Origin of the sequence: uncultured Chloroflexus sp. (assembly GCF_937129525.1) — a bacterium.
Lineage (GTDB): Bacteria > Chloroflexota > Chloroflexia > Chloroflexales > Chloroflexaceae > Chloroflexus.
Window position 1 is genome coordinate 41,777 of the sequence record NZ_CAKZNK010000083.1, and the last position, 21,900, is coordinate 63,676.

The 21,900-nt window shown below is 58.2% G+C and carries 18 protein-coding genes; 8 read left to right on the top strand and 10 right to left on the bottom strand.

All coding sequences use genetic code 11. The features are described from left to right. Window positions 1-68: 68 nt before the first annotated feature. The 5 genes from Q0650_RS10520 to Q0650_RS10540 form a co-directional block, all read right to left on the bottom strand. The gene (locus Q0650_RS10520) at window positions 69-1,049 is read right to left on the bottom strand and encodes an FAD-binding oxidoreductase (RefSeq protein ID WP_298818715.1); all 981 of its coding nucleotides are present in this window, start codon (window positions 1,047-1,049) and stop codon (window positions 69-71) included. Further along, a complete protein-coding gene (locus Q0650_RS10525) occupies window positions 1,030-1,200 on the bottom strand; it encodes a hypothetical protein (RefSeq protein WP_298818718.1) in 171 nt (56 codons plus the stop codon). The genes Q0650_RS10520 and Q0650_RS10525 overlap by 20 nt, the downstream gene beginning before the upstream one ends. 38 nt (window positions 1,201-1,238) lie before the next feature. After that, window positions 1,239-1,883, bottom strand: a complete 645-nt coding sequence (locus Q0650_RS10530; protein ID WP_298818720.1) for a TetR/AcrR family transcriptional regulator — start codon at window positions 1,881-1,883, stop codon at window positions 1,239-1,241. Between the two features lie 117 nt (window positions 1,884-2,000). Then, a complete protein-coding gene (locus tag Q0650_RS10535) occupies window positions 2,001-3,557 on the bottom strand; it encodes an HlyD family secretion protein (protein ID WP_298818722.1) in 1,557 nt (518 codons plus the stop codon). A 106-nt stretch (window positions 3,558-3,663) separates the two neighbouring features. Further along, window positions 3,664-6,972, bottom strand: a complete 3,309-nt coding sequence (locus Q0650_RS10540) for an efflux RND transporter permease subunit (protein WP_298818724.1) — start codon at window positions 6,970-6,972, stop codon at window positions 3,664-3,666. A gap of 92 nt (window positions 6,973-7,064) precedes the next feature. Here Q0650_RS10540 and Q0650_RS10545 point away from each other — a divergent pair, with 92 nt between their 5' ends. From Q0650_RS10545 to Q0650_RS10570, 6 genes are all read left to right on the top strand, one after another. Next, complete coding sequence (locus tag Q0650_RS10545; RefSeq protein ID WP_298818726.1) at window positions 7,065-8,048, top strand: DUF4129 domain-containing protein; 984 nt, start codon at window positions 7,065-7,067, stop codon at window positions 8,046-8,048. After that, window positions 8,032-9,177 carry a DUF4350 domain-containing protein gene (locus tag Q0650_RS10550; protein WP_298818728.1) on the top strand — a complete coding sequence of 382 codons (1,146 nt, stop codon included), beginning with the start codon at window positions 8,032-8,034 and terminating at the stop codon, window positions 9,175-9,177. Before Q0650_RS10545 ends, Q0650_RS10550 begins: the two co-directional genes overlap by 17 nt. Further along, a complete protein-coding gene (locus tag Q0650_RS10555; RefSeq protein WP_298818730.1) occupies window positions 9,170-10,159 on the top strand; it encodes a hypothetical protein in 990 nt (329 codons plus the stop codon). The genes Q0650_RS10550 and Q0650_RS10555 overlap by 8 nt, the downstream gene beginning before the upstream one ends. Window positions 10,160-10,264: 105 nt before the next feature. Continuing rightward, window positions 10,265-11,029 (top strand): acetylglutamate kinase, encoded by a 765-nt coding sequence (gene argB, locus Q0650_RS10560; protein ID WP_298818732.1) that lies wholly within the window; start codon window positions 10,265-10,267, stop codon window positions 11,027-11,029. Beyond that, the gene (locus tag Q0650_RS10565) at window positions 11,026-11,685 is read left to right on the top strand and encodes a Crp/Fnr family transcriptional regulator (RefSeq protein ID WP_298818734.1); all 660 of its coding nucleotides are present in this window, start codon (window positions 11,026-11,028) and stop codon (window positions 11,683-11,685) included. The genes argB and Q0650_RS10565 overlap by 4 nt, the downstream gene beginning before the upstream one ends. A 185-nt stretch (window positions 11,686-11,870) precedes the next feature. Then, window positions 11,871-12,497, top strand: coding sequence for a hypothetical protein (locus tag Q0650_RS10570; protein WP_298818736.1), 627 nt, complete (start codon window positions 11,871-11,873; stop codon window positions 12,495-12,497). A gap of 185 nt (window positions 12,498-12,682) precedes the next feature. On the opposite strand, the gene Q0650_RS10575 is transcribed toward Q0650_RS10570, so the two are convergent. Further along, a complete protein-coding gene (locus Q0650_RS10575) occupies window positions 12,683-13,393 on the bottom strand; it encodes a hypothetical protein (protein ID WP_298818738.1) in 711 nt (236 codons plus the stop codon). Between the two features lie 99 nt (window positions 13,394-13,492). Then, complete coding sequence (locus tag Q0650_RS10580) at window positions 13,493-14,728, bottom strand: hypothetical protein (protein WP_298818739.1); 1,236 nt, start codon at window positions 14,726-14,728, stop codon at window positions 13,493-13,495. A gap of 101 nt (window positions 14,729-14,829) precedes the next feature. On the opposite strand from Q0650_RS10580, the gene Q0650_RS10585 reads away from it, so the two are divergent. After that, entirely contained in the window at window positions 14,830-15,948 is a 1,119-nt protein-coding gene (locus Q0650_RS10585) for an STAS domain-containing protein (protein ID WP_298818741.1), read from the top strand. 118 nt (window positions 15,949-16,066) lie between these two features. Here Q0650_RS10585 and Q0650_RS10590 read toward each other — a convergent pair whose 3' ends face one another. Further along, on the bottom strand, window positions 16,067-17,026 hold the full coding sequence (locus tag Q0650_RS10590) for an AAA family ATPase (RefSeq protein WP_298818743.1): 960 nt from the start codon (window positions 17,024-17,026) through the stop codon (window positions 16,067-16,069). Between the two features lie 56 nt (window positions 17,027-17,082). Between Q0650_RS10590 and Q0650_RS10595 the strand changes: the two genes are divergently transcribed. Further along, the gene (locus tag Q0650_RS10595; protein WP_298818745.1) at window positions 17,083-17,271 is read left to right on the top strand and encodes a hypothetical protein; all 189 of its coding nucleotides are present in this window, start codon (window positions 17,083-17,085) and stop codon (window positions 17,269-17,271) included. 252 nt (window positions 17,272-17,523) lie between these two features. On the opposite strand, the gene Q0650_RS10600 is transcribed toward Q0650_RS10595, so the two are convergent. Beyond that, entirely contained in the window at window positions 17,524-21,309 is a 3,786-nt protein-coding gene (locus Q0650_RS10600; protein WP_298818747.1) for a magnesium chelatase subunit H, read from the bottom strand. Window positions 21,310-21,456: 147 nt separating this feature from the next. Next, window positions 21,457-21,900 (bottom strand): hypothetical protein (locus Q0650_RS10605; protein WP_298818749.1); only part of this gene is annotated, 444 nt, incomplete at its 5' end.

Here is a 21,900-nt window from a genome sequence, read left to right on the forward strand (position 1 = left end):
CGTGCCTTATGATACCACAGTGGCGAAGTTGACACAGATGAGGGGAGGGATGGCAGCTATCGGCGATGCTACCCATCGAGCAGACGCAAGAGGGTCAGATCACCGCGCGCTACCGCCCGCGCAGCAGCCCGTCCACACAGAGCACCGATCACATTGCCGGTGCCGTTGTAAGCGCCGATCGCCCACACCTGCGGTCGAATCTGGCGCGCGATGGGCAGAATGCTGTCGCGGCGGTAGGCTACCTGCGTGGCCCAGCGCCGTTCAACCGGTGCCTGGCTGCCGACCCGCTCGCGCAAGATCTGTTCGAGCGCGGCCTGCACTGGCGCCGATGGATGCGGTGGCGCGTCCCATTCTTCGGCTGCGAAACGGTCTCGGCACCCACCCAGCGCAATCCGGTGATCGGGTAATTGTTGCCAGTAGTCGTAACCCCAACGGGTATATACCGGACACGGGAGCGCGAGCGTCGGGTCGGGCGCGGTTGCCAGCATCTGAAGTCGAGTCGATCGAACGGTATGGCGTAGTTCCGGTACCAGTCGCTCAAGTCCCCCATCCACGGCGATAATGACGTGGCGGGCAAGGATGCGTCCGCGCGGGCAATGCACAGTTGTGCCCTCGATTGCAAGCGCTGGCGTATGGGTGAAGAGGAATGCTCCATTGCGGCAGGCTGCTTCGGCCATCAACCGGCAGCGTTGGAGCGGTTGAAACACGCCATCGGTAGGCAACAGCAGACCTTCGCCTTCCGGGCCGCGGTATGGTTCAACCGGCAGACCATCGGCGCGCATTGCCTGTAGTTGCGCCTCACAATCGGCAACCTCGCGCGCAGAAGCGGCGATACGAAGCGAACCGACCTGACGCACTATCCCGGGCAACGCTGTAGCCATCCGCTCAATCTCGGCCATGGTCTGGCGATAGATGGTTGCGGCACGCTCGCGGCCAATCGCCCTGACCGCCTCGTGATAAAAAGCGGCCAGACCTGCCAGCAAAAACCCACCGTTGCGTCCGGCAGCGCCACCGCCAACGGTTGTAGCATCAATTCCGACCACGCGCACACCCAAATCGAGTAGGCTCGTGGATGCAGGTCAGGCCCGAACCACCCAACCCGATCACACAGACATCGACGGCAATCGTCTCAGTGAGAACGGGATAGACAGGATCGGGCGAGTCGTGCCAGATCGGGTAGGATGGTGGTAATGAAGACATGGCGCAGTGTGATGATACATCAGGTCGCGCAAAGGATCTTACTGCGATTCTGGCAACGATAGTGACACACCCTGATCGCGTGCCGGCACCTGCAACCCCTGGCGAAAGATACGCACTACCAGTTCAGCCGTTGCTTCCGGGTCAGCAGCCGGTGGCAGGTTGCGTCCACCAACAAACGGGAAGCAGAGGAGCGACGAAAAGGTGCGAATAACATCTACCGGCTGTAAATCGGGAGCTACTTCGCCAGATTCAATTGCTGCGGCGGCCAGACGCATCACCCGCGCCTGGGCCTTCAGCAGCTCATCGCGCGAATGAGGATGTTTTTCCAGCAGCTCAGCTACCTCTGGCAACCACAACTGAAATGCGGCAGCGTGATGCTGAATCTGGAATACCACGCTCGCCCGCAACAGATCACAAAGCTGTTCGAGCGGCGAACGGTCACCTGGTTCGCCGATAGCAGCCGCAGCAAAGAGATCGCGAATGAGGCGGGCGATCATTGCGGCCAGCAAGTCTTCACGGGTGGGAAACTGATTGTACAGCGTTGGTTTTGAGATTCCAACGCGGGCCGCCAGCTCATCCATCACAAGGGCAGCAAACCCACGTTCGGCAATAAATTGCTGCGCTGCGGCGAGGATCTCGTCGCGCAGCATCTGGCGGCGGCGTTCGCGGAGCGTCGTGCTCATAGGAGTTTCAATCAACCGGCCAACAACATCGTTGATAGCCGGCACTATACCACAAATCAGACAACTATGCCGCAGCCGGCATGACTGTCACGGCTGCGGCAACCATCGATACCCGTCTTAGCGATCGGTGAGGATCGTAATCCGAACGCTCATGCCGGCGCGCAATCCTTCCTGCTCATTCAGCTTGACCCGCACGGTAAAGGTGCGCACATTGCCGACGACATTGGCAATGGGAGCAATAAAGTCAACAGTACCCTGGAAGACCGTGCCGGGCAACGCATCAACCCGCACTTCAACCGACTGACCTTCGCGCACACGCGATACATCGGTATCACTGATTGCAGCTTCAACGTGCAATTCACTCATATCGACAATCTGGACGGCGGGAAGCGCGCCGGTACCGGCCAGATCGCCGGGATCAACATTCACTCTGGCTACAATTCCATCAAACGGCGCGCGCAATACTGCCTTTTCGAGGTTCAATCTGGCAGCATTGAGGGCCGCTTCTGCGATCTTGACGGCGGCCTCGGCTGCGATGAGGTTTTGGCGCGTCGGTGGAGCGGTAATCCGTTCAAGATTGGCCTGGGCCGCGGCGACACCAGCCTGCGCTGCCGCCAGCGCGCCTTCCCGCTGCTCGCCGCGCAAGCGTTCGAGCGTGGCCTGGGCCTGCGCCACTGCCGCATCAGCCGCCGCGATCAGATCGGCGGTAGGCCCATCGAGCAGGCGCTGCAAATTGCTACGCGCCGCGCGCACCTGCGCTTCCGCCGCTGCAATTCCGTCGATCTCGTTCTGACGGGCCTGTTCGTAAGCCAGTTGCGCCTGCTTATACCGCGCCTCTGCCGACTCAACGGCGCGTAACAGTTGCTCTTCAGCGTCCTTCGCTTCTTTCGGCAGTTCAAGGCCAAACTTTGCCAGTTGCTGCTCGCGTTCGCGATTATCCCAGTACAGATCAGAGTACGCCTGTTGAGCGTCGCGCAACGCATTGGCCGCCTGAAGCATCTGCAATTCTGCATTTGACTTCGCCGCCGAGAGATTGGTGCGCTGAATGTTCAGGTTTGCTTCCGCCTGCTCAACAGTGGCTCGCGCTGCCGTCAGGTCGGCATCGCTCGGCCCATCGAGCAGATCGTTACGCCGCGCAACGGCCTGTGCCAGCGCGGCTTCGGCAGCAGCAAGATCGGCGTCGGTCACGCTACCGCGCGCTTGTCGCAACGCAGCCTGCGCCTGCGCCACCTGCGCGCGTACTGCCGCAATCTCTTCTGGCGTAGCGCCCTCGATCAACCGTTCGTAGTTGGCCTGAGCCTGGGCCAGACTGGCTTCAGCCTGCGCAACCTGCAATTCCAGTTCACGGGCATCAAGGGCAACCAGCGGATCGCCGGCCTTCACCCGATCACCCTCCTCGACGAAAACCTCGGCCACCACACCGGGGATGCGGAAGCTCAGATCGGCACTGCTGCGAGCAACGACTTCGCCGCTAGCGGTAACGCCGAGGCTGATGGCGGGCGCGCCCGCCAAATCGATGGTAGTGACCGGCGCGGTAGTGGGTAAAGGAACCGCCGTTGGGCGCGTCTCAGCCGCAGCCGTGGGGACGGCAGTCGGCGCAGGGGCCGGAGCAGCGCAGGCGGCCAGTAGCGCCAGAGCGCCGCCGATCACTGTTGATGCAACCACTCTTCGCATTGTGCGTTTACTCCTGTCACAAAATGGCTGGCAAATTACAGATAATCAGGAAAAGGGGGAAGGAGCGACCGGCAAACGGCGTACTCCCACCCCTTTTTCTTCTACGCTAGTCTGCCGATGGTTCACTGGCGGGTGTTGCCGGCGTAGTTGGCGGGCTTGCTGGCGCCGGTCGGGTCAGCGCCGATCCGCCGGTCGGAGCCGATGTAATCGTCACGCCGGGGCCAGGAGCCGGCAACTCGAACCCTTCGTGGGCTTGCGCGCCGCTAAAGCGCCGCTTCAACCACGTCACTGCCGCATCCATCAGGCTATACACCGTCGGCACCACCAGCAATGTCAGCAGCGTCGAGGTCAACATACCGCCGATCAAGACCCATGCCAGCCCTTTACGGAACTCATTCCCTTCACCGGTTGCCAGCAAGTGAATGCCCAGCGCTGTCGGCATTGCGCCAGCTACTAGCGAGAGCGCCGTCATCAAGATTGGGCGCAACCGGATCGCGCCGGCGAGCTTGAGGGCCGAATGCTTATCGAGGCCGAGATCGCGCAACCGGTTAGTAAAGTCAACCAGCAGAATCGAGTTTTTCACCACGAGACCGAGCAACATGATCAGACCGATCATGCCGGTGATGTCAAGATCGATGCCGACCAGGCGCAAGGCCAGGAACGCGCCGATGAAGCTGAACGGCATTGCCATCATAATCACCAGCGGCTGGGTGAAGCTGCCGAACTGTGAGGCCAGTACCATGTAGACGAAGAGTACCGACAAACCCATCGCGAGGTATAGCGACGAGAAGCCTTCATTGGTCTGGGCAAAGGTACCGACATAGCTGACGATCACATCAGCCGGAATATTCAGCGCATCGAGTCGGGCCTGCACGGCTGCCTGGGCATCGGTCAGATTGACCCCTTCGAGATTGGCGCCGATCAGCACCTGGTTGAGTCGGTCGTAGCGGCGGATCGAGACCTGACTCGAAGCCAGCTCAACTGTGCCGAGCGAGCTAAGCGGCACCACACCGGCGCGCGTGGGAATGCTAATCGCGCCGAGCGTCTCAACCCCTGTCCGATCTTGAGGTGCCAGTCGCACAACCACATCGGTATCGCTACCGTTATTGCGCAGTACCGTCGCGCGGTCACCGTTGATTAGCGCGCGCACCGACGTGGCAATATCCTCATTTGTAATACCCAGTTCGCCAATGCGAGCCGGATCGGCGCGCAGGCGCAACTCGGGCTTGCCAACCTGCAAATTACTATCAATATCGACTAACCCCGGCACCGATGCCATCTCGCGCTTAATTGCCTCGACGAGCGGCGCCAGCTCAGTAGCAGGTCGTGTCGTCTGAAGACTGACCTGCAGTTCGCGCCCTTCCACACCGGCGCTAGAGGGCTGGAAGCTCGGCACCGAGAAGCTCAGACGCGGCAAAAAGTCCAATTGGTCGCGCAAACGCTCCTGCGTCGGCAATGTCGGCGTGCGACCCACCAGGGTCACGGAAAACTCAGCTCGCTCCGGGAAGCCGGCTGCGCCAACACGGGCAATGACATTCTCAACTGCCGGATCGCTCAACAGGATTTGCTCGGCCTGGCGGGCCAGACGGTCGGTTTCAGCGAGAGTCGTTCCTGGCGCAGCTTCAAACCGCATCACAAACTCGTGCGGATCCTGTTCGGGGAAGAAAGTCAGCTTGAGACCGCTGGCGACCCAGACACTCAGCGCCAGCACACCAATTGCGACACCAACAACGATGAACTGGTTGCGCAAACTGGCCAGTGTCCAGGCGAGCAGTTTACCATACCAGCGTCCTAGCCGACCGGGATCTTCGTTCGCCTCTTGTAACAGGCCGATGTCGCGTTCACTCACTTCATCAGAGATTGGCACTTCGACAATCGGCTCATGCTTCCCATGATGAGGCTTGGGCTTGATCTTGATATTGGGGAAGAGGTTGGCCGACATCATCGGCGCGAACGTAAATGCTTCGGCCAGCGAGAGCAGGATAGCAATCGAGACCACGAGGCCGAACGACTTGAAAACAATGCCGGCCACGCCTTCGGCAAATGTGACCGGAACGAAGACGGCCACGATGGTAAGAGTCATTGCCACCACTGAGAGCGCAACTTCCCACGTGCCGCGTGATGAGGCGACTCGCGGACTTTCACCCCGTTCGAGGTGGCGGAAAATATTCTCACGCACAACAATCGCATCATCGATCACCAGACCGACGCAGAGCGAGAGGGCCAGCAGGGTGACGAGATTGATCGTTAAGCCAAAGATCGGCATAAAGATGAACGTGCCGATCAGAATGACCGGTAGACCGGCCATCGTGATGATCGTACTGCGCAAATTGCCGAAGAAGAACCACACTACGAGAAACGCCGCAATCGATGCAAACATCAACTCTTCGAGCGATGAAAGCACCGATGAGCGCACCGCTTCCGAAGTGTCGAGCGGAATGGTATAGGTCAGTTCGGGGAAGGCGGCAAAGGCCTGATCGAGCGCTTCATACACGTTATCGGCCACTGTGACAGTATTGGCACCCGACTGTTTGAGCACGTTCAGGATAATTGCCTCATTGCCGTTCAAGCGTGAGATAGTTGTAACATCGGCAACACCCTCCTCAACCACTGCCACATCGCTGACCCGGTAGGGAGTGCCTGAAATTTGCACATTGGCAATATCTTCAACGCTTCGCAGCAACGATGGCACGCGCAAACTGATCTCTGTATTATTCTCGACCAGCGTACCAAGACCGAGATCGGCGTTAGCCTGCTGCAATGACCGACTCACCTGCGCCGGCAACAAACCGTAGGCCTGCAACTTTGTCAGATCGAGCCAGACATTGATCTGGCGTTGCTGTCCACCACTCACCGTTACCGATCCCACGCCGGGCGCGCGCTGAATCCGGGGCACAATCTCGTCTTCGATCAGGGTACGCAGCTCGAGCGGAGTCCGACCACCTGTATCGGCAACAGCGATCTGCATGATCGGCGATTGGTTGGGGTCAAAGCGCTGGAAGACCGGCTGGCGCACATCGCGCGGCAATTGCGGTAAGATACTATTGACGCGCTGTCGCACATCCTCTTCAAGCTGTCTGGCATCATTGCCGGCTTCGAACTCAAGGATGATCAAGGCCGAGCCTTCATTGGCCTGCGCAGTGATGTGCTGCAAACCGGCCAGGGTATTGACCGCGTTCTCGATCGGCCGCACGACCTGGTCAACCACGCTTTCCGGGCCGGCGCCAGGGTACGTCACGCTGACCGCGATAATGGGAACATCAATTTCCGGTAACAGGTTGACGGGGGTGGAGCGGAATGAGAGAATACCGAACGTGATGAACGCCAGCATCACCATGGTGATGAAGACTGGCTGGCGAATAGAGACATCAGAGATCCAGATGCCGTTTAGCTTTTCCCGACGTTGCGGGCCCATGGGTGATCCTCCCACAAGACGTTGTTGCACAGCTTTTGTCACGTACTTGTTTTTACTATAACGTAAAGTTTTCTGACGGTCAAGGATGAAAAATGCGAATCCATCTGTGGTTTATCATCCTCTTCGTCGCCTGGTGTGGATGGACGACGCCGGTGGCGGCACAGCCGGCTGAGGTTTCTCTGGCCGATTACGACCGTCTGCTGCGGGCAACCTATGCTGCGGCGCAACGTGGCGATCTTCTCGATCTTCAGGTCCTGGCGCGCGAACTGATCCCGATCAATCGGGTACAGATGCCTGACGGCCAGATCGCGCGTGTCGATCAGCGCTGGCTGGCAGAGGCATTGGCGCAACGCGATCCCGATCTGCCGGCCATTGCGGCGCGATTAGGCGCGTTGATCGATGCGCTTGCTATGCCCGAACACGGAGTCCCGGCAACGGCATTGCAACAATGGGAGCAGGTGTTGAATGAGCCTCCCTTTAACCAGACCCGTGATGAGAGCTGGCTGACTCATTTCTTAAACTGGCTGCTCGAGTGGTTCGCCCAATTGATGCCTGAAGTGCCGGAAGTGCCTGTTGCTAACGAACCGGAAGCGATCTCCGGTCTTACCCCACTCGTCCAGATCGGATTGATCGTTGCCGCAATGCTGCTTGGTGGAGTGATCATCTTTTGGGCGCGCGGCGCGCGCCGGGTGTTGCGCGCGCCGGTCAAGGCTCCTGCTGAGGCGACGGACGATCCGGTCACAGTTAGCGAAGCGCAGCGCCTGGCTGCGGCAGCGCGTCAGGCCAGCGATCGGCGCAGCGCAGTGCGCTATCTCTATCTCGCTGCCTTGCTCTGGCTCAATGAACAGGGTGTATTGCGCTATGACCGTTCGCTTACCAATCGCGAATACTTGCAACGGCTGCGGTCTTCGTCGCCAGCGCGTGACCTGCTCGAACCGGTTATCGCAACTTTTGACGCCGTATGGTATGGTTTTCGACCAATCGACGATCAGGCGTTTGCGCGTTACGAAGAACAGGTAGCGGCGGTTCAATCGTTAACCAGGCAGGCGGGAACAAGCAATGAAGCTGCGACTTGAATTGATCGTGCTTGGCCTCCTTTTCGTCGGATTGGCGCTGTTTGCCGCCTTCAATGTCGAGCAGAAGAGCGGTCAGCGCTTCTTCGACGCGCGCGCGACATCGTTTAGTAGCGACGACAATGGTACCCTGGCCCTTTACCGTTGGCTGAATCGGGTGTACGAAGAGGTGGAACGACTGGCTTATCGGCCATTTACTCTGAACGCGCGTGATGGGATGCTCTTTGTGTTAGGGCCGAGTGAGCGCTACGAACCGGATCAGGTTGCCCAGGTAACGACATGGGTGGCAGCGGGTGGTGTGCTGGTGGTTGCCGATAATGTGCCTGACCCGCGCAGCAATGTATCGCCATTACTGGCTGCATTTGATCTCAAGCTTGAGCGGATGGGACGGTTTGTGACCACCGCTGAAGTATTGCATCCCGCTCTTGGCGCGCCACCCATTGAGCAGGTTTCCGTGCAGACAGGAGTGGCGGTAGCATCATTAGCGCCGCTGCCGGCCTTTGCGCCGCTGGCAGTGGCCGATGCGCAGCCGATCATTGTCGGTCAGCGCTACGGAGATGGCTACGTCATCGCCGTCGCGAGCCTCTATCCGTTCACAAATGAAGGGTTGCGCGAGCCAGAATCGGCGGCCCTGATTCTCAATCTGCTGCGTCGATTACCTGCCGGGAAACAGATCGTGTTTGACGAATTTCATCATGGCTTTGGATCAACAGCCGATCTGCGCGCGTTGCTGCTGAGTCATCCGGCAGGTTGGGCTATCATCTATAGCGTGGTAGTGGTTGGTTTGTTTATCCTGGCCGGTAGTCGCCGTTTTGCTCGTCCTCTGCCGTTGCGCAGCGAAGCGGCTCGCCGTAGCAGCATCGAATACATCGACAGCGTCGCCGGCATGCTGCGTCGGGCCGGGCATCTCTCGTATGCTGCGGAACACTATCGGCAGACGCTACGACGGCGGCTTGGCCAGCCGTATGGACTGGCGACGACGCTTGACGATCAGGCTTTTGTCTCTGCGCTGGCTGCCGTTCGCCCCGTCGATCAGGAAGCGTTACTCCGGATGTTGACGGAATTGCGCCGCACCGATCTGCGTGAAGCGGAATTGCTGCGCCTGATCGGCGAAGCAGATCGGCTTGCTTGAATCCATTGAATACGGAGATCACGGGATGCGCCAGGCGTTTCGCACAACCCTACAGGAGGTCTTCAGCCTGCTTGATACCGGCGTGAGCCTCTACCGTCGCCACCTGATCGTCTTTGCCGGGCTGGCAGGTTTGTTCAGTTTGCCGGCTATGCTGGTCACGTTCAGTCTGCTTTTCTCAATTGGCGATCTAAGCGACGCCACGTTCACCGATTTCCTGCTGGTCGTATTTGGCTTGCTCTTAACCTCGTTGCTCATGATCCCGCCACTGACGCAAGCGACTAGCGTTGCGCTCGCCGGTCAACCACTATCAATAGCTGGAATTATCTGGCGTTGGCCCCGGATCGGGCGCTGGCTGATAGCGTTTGGGTATGGCAGCGTTCTAACATTCATCTGGGGCTTTATTGTTTTGACGGCAGGCGGTGTATTGTTCAGCGTTATTGGCTGTATGGTGTTCTTTTCGCTGGCTGTTATCACCAGTACTACAAGTAGCCTCACTGCGTTCGTCTTGCTCTTTCCACTGGTTATTGTGGCAGCGATACTGACATACTACCTGTACCTGGTGCTGTGTGGTTCCAGCCTGATCGCGGCGCTCTATGCCGTCCAACCGGTGCTCGATGATTCTATTTCCCTGACTCAGGCAATCGGGCTATCGTGGAGTCTACTCTTTCGTCGTTTCGCCTATAATATGCTTGTTTTTCTCTGCGCTGCGCTGATTTTTAGCGTAGTGGCAACGATTGTCACGTTAACAGTTGGCGTTTTGTTACCGGCTCCCTTCGGTCTGCTACTGGGTGCCGAACATCCGCTGACCCGCGGTCTCAGCGCTGTTGCCTGGGTGATCGGCCTTGCCGCCGCGATGCCGCTAATCCCAATCTGGAGCACGCTGCATTACCAGCAGGCGCTGGCCGAGCGCAACGGAGCCGATCTGGCGCTGCGTATACAGCAGTTGCAGTATCTGGTTACCGGGCATGCATCGATGAGGTAATCTTGCCGGTGGTCATCCAGCTTCGCCAATCCGAAAAAGCGTTAGAGGCGCGAAAATAGTGCGAATCGCTATATTGCAGTCTGTCCAGGCAAGCAAGGTGAAGCAATGAATGCAGTCAGTGTTATCAAGGTCAGCGGGCACGAACTCGACGATCCCGCATTTTTGACCGGCATCGCCGCAGCGCTGCGAGCAATGAGCCAACCGGTTGTGCTGGTGCATGGCGGAGGCAAAGAGATCAACGAAGCCGTTTTGCAGGCTGGCCTGGCGGTAGAATTTGTTGATGGTTTGCGCGTGACCTCACCCGAAGTGATGAATATTATGCAGATGGTTGTCTGCGGTACGATCAACAAGCGTATCGTGACGACTTTCGTCAATGCCGGAATGCGCGCAATCGGCCTGAGCGGACTGGATCTCGGTTTGCTGCGCTGTGAGCCGTACCGTCCTAATGGCCGCGATCTGGGCCGGGTCGGGGTCGTGACTGCTGTTGATAGCGAGGTCTTGCGCCATCTCCTTGCAGCAGGTTGGCTGCCGGTCATTGCGCCGGTTGCCATGGGACAGGCCGACGGTCTGAGTTACAACGTCAATGCCGATATGGTAGCTGAAGCGATCGCCGGAGCGTTGCCCGGCGCCGAATTGGTCTTTGTCAGCAATGTGCCAGGGGTATTCATTGATGGTCAGATCGCGCCGATCCTGACTCCTGCGGCGGTCGAAGCGCATATCGCGCGGGGTACGATCACCGGCGGAATGATCCCAAAGGTGCGCTCGGCGCTGGCCGCTCTCAGCCGGGGCGCAACAAGCGCGCGCATTGTGAATCTGGCCGGTTTGCGCGATGGTGGGACGCGCTTTGTGGCTGAGGAAGCACGATCATGACCGGTTTACACGCTCTTTTCCCCGATCTCGATCCGGCGGCACACGCTGATCTGGAGGCGTTCCTGCAAACCGACTCGTATCCTGCCGGTCACATTTTTCATATGCCGAATGAGATTGGCAGGTATGTGTTTTTCTTGCAGCAGGGTCGTGTGCGGATCTATAAACTCTCGCCAGAGGGTCGGGCGCTGACCTTACTGGTACTGCATCCTCCCAGTCTGTTTGGCGAGATGGCCCTGATCGGTGATGGCATCCATGATACGTGCGCTGAAGCAATGACCGATTGCGTGGTGGCACGTATCGACCGCGAAGTATTGCGATCCTTTCTCGGTCGTCAACCCCGCGCCGCTATCGATCTGATGGAACTGATGGGTACGCGCCTGCGCGCGATGGAGCAGCGACTGGCCGACATTGCCTTCAAGAGTGTGCCACAACGTCTGGCCGCGCTCTTGCTCGATCTGGCCGGTGATCCTGTTGATGGCGCAGCGCCGGCAACGCTCGTGCGCTATACGCATCAACAATTGGCCGAAATGATCGGCGCCTATCGCGAAACGGTTACCAAAGCGTTGGGTGATATGCGCGAAGCCAATCTCATCCGTATCGCTGATGATGCTATCATTTTGGTTGATCCGGTACAATTGCGCCGCCTGGCTTCTTAAGTCGCATTGTTGTCAGCCGCGTCGTCCAGCGCGGCAGGTAATGATTCTTCACGGAATTATGGCGCAACAACGAAATTCTCGTGCTACAGTAATATCAGAAACTGTCCTCCAAATGGAGGTTGCTATCGTTGACAGAGTGGGGTACAATCGAACGGTTATAATACCGTTTCTAAGGAGTGGATTTGATGGTAACGTATGACGATCTCGTGCTGGCGCTGGAAGATGCATGGCTGAGCGCAGGTCTTCACGAACATGCGCTGATAGAGAGCGTCATTCCGGCCACGCACGATCGTACCTGCAAGATTGAACTCTTCCCCGAACACGGCGAGCCGCTGACGCTGGCCACGATGCCGCCGTGGCTAGAGATACATTTTACCTGGTCGCCAGTGCATCAGTTGATCAGCGAAGGTCGTGATTTGCCCGCCGATCCGCTCGAGTTGACCATGACCTATACCGTCACGCTGACCAATCATCGCGAACGTAGCGATATTGAGCTGGTGCGCATGTTTCAGCGCGCGGTATATCATGCTTTCGAGCGCCATTTCCCGACAGAGATCAACGATGTTGAACCGGTAGCTGTTGAAGTGCGTCGGATCTATCAGCCGGCGGGACAGCGCGTGGAATTGGAGACAGTGCAGTTGGTTAGCTCAACGATGGTCGATCTCTTCGAGCAGTGGGAAGATCGTGACTCGCAGAGTTTGCGCCGCCTGTTACGCTCAGAGCTGAGTCTGGCGCGCACGATCATCGCTAATTTGAGTGAAACCTTCCATCCCCACGGCAACGGTGGCTACCGTTCAGTTGATGCCGCGTGAGACAAGGCTCGTTTCCCCTACCTGGTGATCCTCCCCGCCAAATGCTTCCCGCTTGATCCTCTTCCCGGCAGAGTCAGGGAGCTATTGATTTGTGATTGGGGGTCAGCGGCACACAATGGCTATCGGGGAGCGGGGGCCTCAGCGCGCAAAGCAAGCCCTCGCGTCGTTCCGGTTTCATGGAGCGATCAACGCATCTCGACTGCTGCCACACCAGCCGACACCAGCGCCAGACCTGCTAGAAGCTGCACTGCCCATTCAGGTAAACGACCGGCGCCGATCAAGGCGCCAGTAGCAATGCAGACAGCGAGTGCTGCAATCAGCCAGGCTGGCGCAGAGTCGGCGAGCGGTGTGGCGTTGAGTGCAGCGATAAGGGGTAGCGTGCCGATTAACATCAATCCCAGGCCACTACAGACCATGGCTGCATCAGGCGATGGCGGCGCAATGCGCGGCACGGCGACGATCCATGCGGCGGCGCCAAGCAATAATGTCGCCTGCCGGGTTGGTTCTGCCGGCCAGCGCAGTAGACCGCCGAGATCGAATGTTGCGGTGGCGCTGGACAGCGCGATACCTCCCAGAACAAGGGGAAGATACACGCTTAGTTGATGCGCAGAGTGACGTTCAGTAGCCGCGCGGCGCAACCCAGGCCAGATGAGCAGAGTCAGCGCAGTTGGCAGATCGAGACTGTACGGGAAAGTAGTTGCTAGCGGCAGGGGGAGCAGGCTGATCGCCCCAAGAGGCAAGATCAGGTCGATGAGCCTGTTTGCCGACGGAGGGTCAATCAGACGAACACCGCGCAATCGCGCCAGCAGCAGCGCCGCCAGCGCTGCGCTGACGCCACCGGGATAGCACAGCAGGCGCGGCCATGCCTGACCGATTGCGCCGAGGAGATCGCTCATAGTTTTACAACTCGTTCCGTTCGGGAAGCATAATGATAGCCTGTGGAAAGAAGTCTTTGTTTCCGAAAATTGCTCAAATCAGCCAGTCTAAGCCATCACTTAGATCCATTTGCGCCAGCGACTCAGTACCCAGGCCAGCGCGCCGATCACGATCATCAATCCCAACAAAGCCAGGCCAGGAGCGGTCGCTGTGGTGCGCGATGCAGCGTTGAGCGCCAGCAATCCGGCCCATCCCCACGGTTCGATGGCGCCATATGGGGTGAGGCCACCTTGCAAATGATCGCTGAGCGGACGGAGCATCCAGCGGGTCAGTATCGGCGCAAGGAGGCCAAGAGCCAGCCCAACCAGCGCGCCTGTTGTGCTACGCCATCGACCGGAGCCGGTAATCTGGCGGCCAGCCGCCAGCATGAGCAACAACGCTGCTGCCCACACCCCCATTGCCAGCGCCGCCACGCCAGCCGTCATCGCGGCAGCGCTGACCGACCAGAGAGCGACGAATCCCAGACTTCCCGGCACAGCGCCGGCCAGCAACCAGCCGGCCCAGGCATTCGTACCGGCAGCAGGTTGGGCCAGCCGACGCAAGCTAACGTGCCACAGCAACAGGCCAGCGGCCACCACGCCAGCCGGTGACGCGCAGCCAGTAGCGGCTAGAATCAGTCCGCCAATGCTGCGCTGTATCCACTCTTCAGCGGACGATGGTTCAAGAGCATTCACTGCACGCCATGCTGCGCTAAGTGCCAGCGCCACACCGACCAGCAATGTTGCCAGTTGCCAGCCCAGATTCCATGGCCCGACGCTAAACAGTCGCAGCAAGGCAGCAAACCCCGCCAGCGCTACCAGCGGATCTAATGTCACCGGTTGATCCGATGGCAGATCGAGCGCTCCGCTTGCAAGCGCTGCTCCGGTCAATAGTAAGAGGAAACTGACGCTATTCAGTCCATCACCACTGAACGGCAGACGCCACGATGAAGCAAACCAGCCAATCAGCAGGTATCCGCTGGCCAATCCTATGCCGGCTAAACGATTCCATATATGTTCGGACAGAAAGCATACCAGCAACAAACCTAACGCTAACCCGCCGAGGTGTCCGCTTACGATCGCAACGCCTAATGCGAAGAGCTGGCCTATCCGTCTCGCATGAACCGGCGCCGCCACAACCAGCAATCCGGCAGTGCCAAGCGCAAGACAGCTTAAACCATCAACGAGGATCAAACCGTTGGCGGTTGTGAATGGCTGGCGTTGGACAGGAATAAGCAGCAATATCCCACTGATTGCCAGCGCTATTCCGATCAGGCGCGTGAGAGCGAGGAGCGGATCGAATGGTAACAGGCGCATACATGATTGGAAAGGTAAATGATTTGTCAAAAAACTGCCATGCCATTATAATTTGTAGCCAGTCACTTTTGCAACCGTCATTCTCAACTACAATGATAATGATGCAAACCTTTATCAACAACCTGCTCGACGTTCGCTCTACCGATGAAGAGATCCGCCAGCGTGGGCGCAATATTATCATTATTGCGCTGGGTTTAATTGTTATTAATGTGCTGGTGTTTTTTAATGTGTTATTATCGTTCTCCTTTCTGTTTGAACTTCTGATTCCTGTCCTACTTGCGGTAGTTTTGTATGGTAGCACTATCCTCATAGCCCGTCAAGGGCGGGTTGATCTGGCTGGATGGATAGTCGTTATTGCTTCATTGATAGGGACAATTGGGGCTTCGGTGATTAATCCGCAACGCCCTGTAACTATGTTTTTGGCTATACCGGTATTGTTGGCGGTCACTATTTTGCGGTTATACCATCTTGTCATTGTATTTGGTATCGTATCGCTCGGTTTATTGACATTTTGGTTGAGAGGAGCGCCAACGCCAACCGGGTTAACCGCGCGTGATCTCATTCAAACAGCTATTGTGCTGAATAGTTTTGTGGCTGTGATTGGTTTTGTTCAGAGCGCCGGCAACGAAGCGTTACATCGCCGCTTACGCGCAGCACTGGAATCGGCCAGGCAAACAGCCGGACAATTGCAGGCACTCAATACCGATCTTGACGCGCGGGTGCGGATGCAGACAGAAGCCTTACAGGAGGCGATGCAGGAATTGGAAGCGCGCGCCATGCAGCAAGATCGCTTGCTGGCCGAAGTGATTGCTCAGCGTGACGTGATTCGCCAGCTTAGCGTGCCGGTCTTGCCGGTCGGAAAAGATGCGCTGGTGATGCCACTGGTGGGTGTCATCGATCACGACCGGCTGCGTATGATTGTGCAACAAGCCCTTGAGCAGATCGAACGTCAACGAGCGCGCTGGCTCATTCTCGATGTGACCGGGGTGCCGGTGATCGATACCGAGATCGCTGCCGGCCTGGTGCAACTGGTACAGAGTGTGCGCTTGTTGGGGGCCGAAGTAGCGTTGGTTGGCGTGCGGCCAGAAGTTGCCCAAACAATGGTGAGCCTTGGCGTTGAGTTGCCGATTTCGCGCGTCTACAGCGATCTGGCGGCTGCCATCGATTATGTGCGTAGTCGTCAGGCCGGCTCAGATGCCGGGGTTGCTCGCTTCTCTTGAGTCGCGCGGTGATAGCCAGCCCCACTCTCTCATGAGATCTCTGCGCTGAGCGCCATCTCAACAGGTCAGCGGGAGCGCGTACTCATGGCAAACGAGTATCGTCCATCCCCGATATGGACTACCGCTCGTTGCGAATTAGCTCCTGGCGGCGATAGCGGCAGTTCAGGCAGTAGGTGATTCGATAACCGGCAACTGTCGCTCGTTGTAGCGCATGCCCGCAGTTGGGGCATGCGCTCATCTGCTCTTCACCGTCGCCGGTCACTAACGGTTCGCCGCGGGGCACGCCTGCAATCGCGCGAATCTGAGGTGAGCGCGCAGGCGATGATGATGCTGGTTGAAAATTCCACTCTTTACTTAATAATTCAACAATTTGAGCGTAATCAAGTGCGCCACGCGAGCGCGGATCGTGCTCGTAGATGGTTTTCCCGACTGCCGAGGCTTCCGATAGACGCACATTGATCCGCACCGGTGGCATGACCAGTCGTCCATAAATGCGGTTGAGGTGGGCCAGCAGTTGGATCGATTGCTTCATGCGCGGATCGACCATGGTAGGAATGATTGCGCGCACTACGCCAGTACTGCCCTTGATGCGCCCGATCTGGGTAATCAGTTTCTCCAGACCAGCCACTGAGAATGGTTCAACCGTTGTCGGCACGATAATTTCGGTCGCTGCAATCAGCGCATTCTGGTTGAGCACTGTCAATGATCCGCCGCAATCGAAAAAGATGAAGTCGTATTCCTGGCGCAGTGGTCGTACCAGTTGTTCAAGCACGCGAACCCAATCGGCGCGACCGGCCATCGCTTGCTGGGCAAGAAGCAGCGATTCATCGGCAGCGACGAGGTCGAGGTTGGGGCGAGCGGTGATGCGCAGGTCGGCAAGCGGTTTGTGATCGACAATTGCTTCGTAGAGGGTGCGCGGCGAGCGCACGCCAAGCGCCATCGCCAGATTGCCCTGGGCATCGATGTCGATCAACAACACACGAGCGCCTTTCAGGGCAAGTCCGGCGCTCAGGTTGACGACGGTTGTGGTTTTCCCGATGCCGCCCTTGAGATTGATGACTGCTACGATTCGTGCCATGCGCCGATCCCTTTCTGGCGCCGATTGTGCCTTGCCAGTGTAGTGGAGCGGTGGCGGTGTGTCAAGTAGCAAAGCAATACATTGCCCCCATTTCGCCGGTGACCGGTTGCGGGAACCATCCCGATACATTGCGCATGCGTCGCCAACGACCGTTCCGGGGCGTGCCGGGATGGGCCGTATTGTGCCGGGATGGATCGTATTGTGCCGGGATGGATCGTATTGTGCCGGGATGGGCCGTATTGTAACGTACCGTAGGGGCGAATAATTATTCGCCCCTACGGTACGTCATTCATCATTCATCCGGCGTCATCCATCATTCATCCGGCGTCATCCATCATCCGGCGTCGGGCATCCATCATCCATCATCATCCAGCGTCGGGTATCCATCGTCCATCATCCGGTGTCGGGTATTCATCATTCCATCATTTCGCCAGTGACCGGTTGCGGGAACCATCCCGATACATTGCATGCGTCGCCAACGACATGGCGTTATGATCCTAGCGCACTCCTTCCAATCGATCTTCAAGATCGGCATAGATCTCGCGCAACTGCTCTAGCGTCGCCTCGTCAGCCTGCCAGAAGCCGCGGCTGTGCGCTTCGAGCAGGCGACCGGCAATGCCGGCAGTTGCATGCGGGTTGAGACGGGCCAGCCGCTCGCGCATCTCTGGATCGAGAAGGTATGTTTCGGCGACTCCCTGATACACCCAGTCATCGACTGCCCTGGCAGTTGCGCTCCAACCGAAGGTATTACTCACCCGAATCTCAATCTCATGCACGCCTTCATAACCGTGCTTGAGCATTCCCTCGTACCACTTCGGATTGAGCAACTTGGCCCGACTCTCGATCCGCACCATCTGTTCCAGTGAACGCACGCGGCTGGCACCCGGTGTAACCAGTTCAGCTACTTCTCCCATAAGCGCTGATGGCCGCGTGCCACGCACTTTTTCCACACTCTTGGTCAGGCCGCCGAGGTATTCGTAGTAGTGATCAATGTCACTGATCCCATTCTCGACACTATCGACATTTTGGAAGGTGACGCTCACCGTTGCCAGCGCCTTTTCCATAACGGCTCGCGCCTCGCTCCACTCACCGCCAGGTTGAAATGCAAAGCTCTTGCGGGTGATAAACGCTTCGGCCAACTGGCCGTCTTCCTCCCACGTGCTACTCTCTACCAGATGGTTCACATTAGCCCCATAGCTACCGGAGGCATTCGAGAAGATGCGGGTTGCCGCTGCTTCTACGCTCAAGCCCAATTCAGCCGCCTGCGCCAGCGCGTGCGCGCGCACAAAGTTTTGCGAGGGTGGTTCGTCAGCAGTGGCTGCCATGCGGATGGCGCGGTCGAGCAGGGCTGCCTGAGCAGCGAACAGATCGCGGAAGATGCCACTAACTGTCAGCACGATATCGATCCGGGGACGGCCCAGCTCGGCGAGTGGGATCAGCTCAACTGTGGTAATCCGCCCCAGCTCATCGGCGACGGCGCGTGCGCCGACCAGCGCCAGCGCCTGCGCAATGCCTTCACCTTCTGTTTTGATATTATCGGTACCCCAGAGCACCATCGCTACCGTTTCAGGGTACGAGCCTTGCTCGGCCCGCACCCGCTCGATCAGCTCGTTGGCGACGGCCATACCGGCTGCAGCGGCGGCTGGCGACGGTACATGGAACGGATCGAACGAATGGATGTTGCGACCGGTTGGCACAACCGACGGATTGCGCACCACATCATTGCCCGCCGAAGGCAGGACATAACCCCCATTGAGGGCACGCAGCAGGCTACTGATCTCACGTTCGGTTGTCAGACGGCGCTGAATATCAAGCAGATATTCCCAAAGTGGCGCAAGCTGCCCGGCTGGGATCTTCGCCATCCGCATCAGTACCTCATCGGCAGCGTGACCGGTGCCACGTTCGACCAGCGCAGTCACGGCGGCGCGGCAGATCGTTTCAATCTGACGGTATTGCATCTGCGCAGCCGGATCGTGGCGTAGTCGTCCGGTAAGAGCGGCATAATCGACGCCGAGCGCGCGGCCAACGATGTGAGGCAGCGGCTCAAGCGGCGACTGCTGCTGACCGCGGGGAACGCGGGTAAACGCAGCGATCAGACTGAGCACATCAACTTGCTCGCTCGCCTGTGGTGGCTGACCTAGCACGTGCAGACCCACCGGGATCATACGCTGCTCGACCTGCAACAACTCGTGGCTAAGGGCCGCCACATATGCATCGCCTTCTCCGCTCACTACCAGATTCAATGCCTCAGCCTGGGCACGTAGATCATCAATCAGGGTCGGATCAGGATTGGAATGGTACCGGTCGATACTATCTTTGAGCGCGCGTAGACCTTTATACAGACCGGCCTGCTGCACCGGCGGCACCAGATAGCTGATCAACGTGGCCATACCGCGTCGGCGAGCGATGCTTCCCTCGCTGGGATTGTTGACACAGTAGTAGTAGAAATTGGGCAAGCCACCCAGCAGACGCATCGGCCAACACCGGGCGCTCAAACCGGCCTGCTTACCGGGCATAAACTCGAGCGCGCCGTGCGTGCCGAAATGGAGTACCGCGTGAGCCTTGAAGACGTGGCGTAACCAGACGTAATAGGCGGCGAAGCCGTGGTGTGGCGCTGCATCCTTGCTCATGAGCAAGCGGATCGGGTCGCGTTCATAGCCGAAGCTGGGTTGCAGGCCGACAAACACATTTCCGAAACGGCGTCCAAGAATGTGCAGTCGTTTACCGTCACTAAGCAACTGACCGGGAGCCGGCCCCCAGTATGGCTCAATATCGACATAATCCGGGAAGAGGCGTCGATACTCCTCAACCGGGAGCGAATCGGCGACATTGCCATCGGTGCCGTGCAGCAATGCATTACCTTCGACGACCAGTCGGCGCAGGTCATCGGCGCTGGATGGTAATTCAACGGTATAGCCAGCGGCGCGCAGCTCTTGCATCAGACGGAAAACGCTGGCGAAGACATCGAGATACGCGGCAGTGCCGGCATTGCCGAGGTTGGGAGGAAAGTTAAAGAGCGTGATCGCGATCCGCCGTTCCGCCAGTGGCGTATGGCGCAGCGCTACCCGCCCTGCAATCCGATCGGCTGCCAGCTCAATCTCGGCGGGTAATGGAATGACATCCTCGCGACCACGTGGCATCCCGCCGATCACCAGTGGATCGGTTGCGCCGTCAAGCTCAGGCAACGAAACATTTAACGCCAGTTGGAAGGGAGCGATCCCGCGGTCATCAGCGCGCCACTGCTCGATATGTTGAAACACTAGCGGGAAGAGATCGAGCACAGGTGTATCTAGCTGGTCAAGCATTGCGCTGGCCTGCGCCGGATCGGTGCTGGCTGGCCCACCCACGAGCGCGAAACCGGTTGTATTCACGAGCAGATCGACATCAGCAGCCGGCTCGCCACGACGAGCGCTACTGGTATCAACGAAGAAACGCTCGACGGTGGGACGCATGTCAAGGGTTGGACTGTAAGCGGCACGTGCTTCGATGCCGCGCGCCTCAAGCGCGCGAATCAGCGCGTTGAGGTGAGCGCTGTTGCCTGACAGAGCAAATGGACGCATCGTCAACAGGCCGACTGTGCCCGAAGTAAACCGGGTGCGTTGTTTGCGTCGCCAGGCCCGATACGTGGCGACATCGGCGAACGGCGTTGGCGCATCGGGGTGAAAGATACCCATCTCGGGAATATCTTGCGGATCAAGTACTGGTAGCTTGCCCTTGTAACCGGGAACATACCGTTCAATCAGCAGTAACAGCAACCGACGCAGATTTTCCGGAGTGCTGGCAGCCCAAAACTGGTGCGCCATTACATAGGTGTGAATGTCGCGCGCTTTGCCGGGCAAAAACTTCAGCATCTTGCTCAAGCCGCGAACCAGTGACATCTGGCGTTGAATTTCGCCGTGGCCGTGCTTGGGCTGAAACTGGCTCAACCATTGACGAAATGCGCTCTGCTCAGTGGTCGGCTTGGGGCGCAGATCGAACTTACCAATGCGGGTTTGCCTGATCAGCGATGGACTGCTCATAATCATGCAGACCGGGCAGCGTGTTTCGGCAAGGATCTCGCTCAACGGTCGCACATACTCTTCGCCAAACAGCATCGAGCCGAAAACGAAATCGGCTTGTCTGACTGCCGTTGCCAGCCGTTCCCAGTCGGCAGCAGTACGCATATCGGGCGGAGTGAAGAAATCAATTGCCAGTCGCAGACCGTATTCGCGTTCGATTGCCGCTGCCGCCTGTCGCAAGGCGGGAGCGTTGTTGGCTTCGATACACATAAACACGAAGCGCATGGCTCATCTCCTCGAACTAGTTGATGCAGCGGTTTGCAAGGTGGGAACAGCCAGGTGTTGAGTCGATCGGTATCAGCTACTGCCGCATTGCATTGTTGTATGAGAAGCTGTGAATATTATATGATATGTCACTATAGAGATAATGTATCAATTTGTAAAGAGGCTTTCATTCAGAAGGGGTAAATAGTGAAGATCTCGCAACGATACAATTGATAGCCGATAGCCGATAGGCGATAGCCGATAGCCGGGAGTAGGGTGTAGGGGCGAAGCGGTGCTGCGCCCTCCATCTGCCAGAGTGCGGCATGCGCGTTTGGCGATAGCCGATAGCCGATAGCCGATAGCTGATAGGCGATAGCCGATAGCCGGGAGTAGGGTGTAGGGGCGAAGCGATGCTTCGCCCTCCATCTGCCAGGGTGCGGCATGCGCGTTTGGCGATAGCCGATAGCTTATAGCCGATAGCCGGGAGTAGGGAGGTAGGGGCGAAGCGGTGCTGCGCCCTCCATCTGCCAGAGTGCGGCATGCGCGTTTGGCGATAGCCGATAGCTTATAGCCGATAGCCGGGAGTAGGGAGGTAGGGGCGAAGCGGTGCTG

Excerpts from the sequence above, each read along its gene's own strand:
- Q0650_RS10525 (WP_298818718.1), bottom strand. The coding sequence starts at position 1,200 with ATGTCTTCATTACCACCATCCTACCCGATCTGGCACGACTCGCCCGAT.
- Q0650_RS10530 (WP_298818720.1), bottom strand. The coding sequence starts at position 1,883 with ATGAGCACGACGCTCCGCGAACGCCGCCGCCAGATGCTGCGCGACGAG.
- Q0650_RS10535 (WP_298818722.1), bottom strand. The coding sequence starts at position 3,557 with ATGCGAAGAGTGGTTGCATCAACAGTGATCGGCGGCGCTCTGGCGCTA.
- Q0650_RS10540 (WP_298818724.1), bottom strand. The coding sequence starts at position 6,972 with ATGGGCCCGCAACGTCGGGAAAAGCTAAACGGCATCTGGATCTCTGAT.
- Q0650_RS10545 (WP_298818726.1), top strand. The coding sequence starts at position 7,065 with ATGCGAATCCATCTGTGGTTTATCATCCTCTTCGTCGCCTGGTGTGGA.
- Q0650_RS10550 (WP_298818728.1), top strand. The coding sequence starts at position 8,032 with ATGAAGCTGCGACTTGAATTGATCGTGCTTGGCCTCCTTTTCGTCGGA.
- argB (WP_298818732.1), top strand. The coding sequence starts at position 10,265 with ATGAATGCAGTCAGTGTTATCAAGGTCAGCGGGCACGAACTCGACGAT.
- Q0650_RS10565 (WP_298818734.1), top strand. The coding sequence starts at position 11,026 with ATGACCGGTTTACACGCTCTTTTCCCCGATCTCGATCCGGCGGCACAC.
- Q0650_RS10570 (WP_298818736.1), top strand. The coding sequence starts at position 11,871 with ATGGTAACGTATGACGATCTCGTGCTGGCGCTGGAAGATGCATGGCTG.
- Q0650_RS10575 (WP_298818738.1), bottom strand. The coding sequence starts at position 13,393 with ATGAGCGATCTCCTCGGCGCAATCGGTCAGGCATGGCCGCGCCTGCTG.
- Q0650_RS10580 (WP_298818739.1), bottom strand. The coding sequence starts at position 14,728 with ATGCGCCTGTTACCATTCGATCCGCTCCTCGCTCTCACGCGCCTGATC.
- Q0650_RS10585 (WP_298818741.1), top strand. The coding sequence starts at position 14,830 with ATGCAAACCTTTATCAACAACCTGCTCGACGTTCGCTCTACCGATGAA.
- Q0650_RS10590 (WP_298818743.1), bottom strand. The coding sequence starts at position 17,026 with ATGGCACGAATCGTAGCAGTCATCAATCTCAAGGGCGGCATCGGGAAA.
- Q0650_RS10600 (WP_298818747.1), bottom strand. The coding sequence starts at position 21,309 with ATGCGCTTCGTGTTTATGTGTATCGAAGCCAACAACGCTCCCGCCTTG.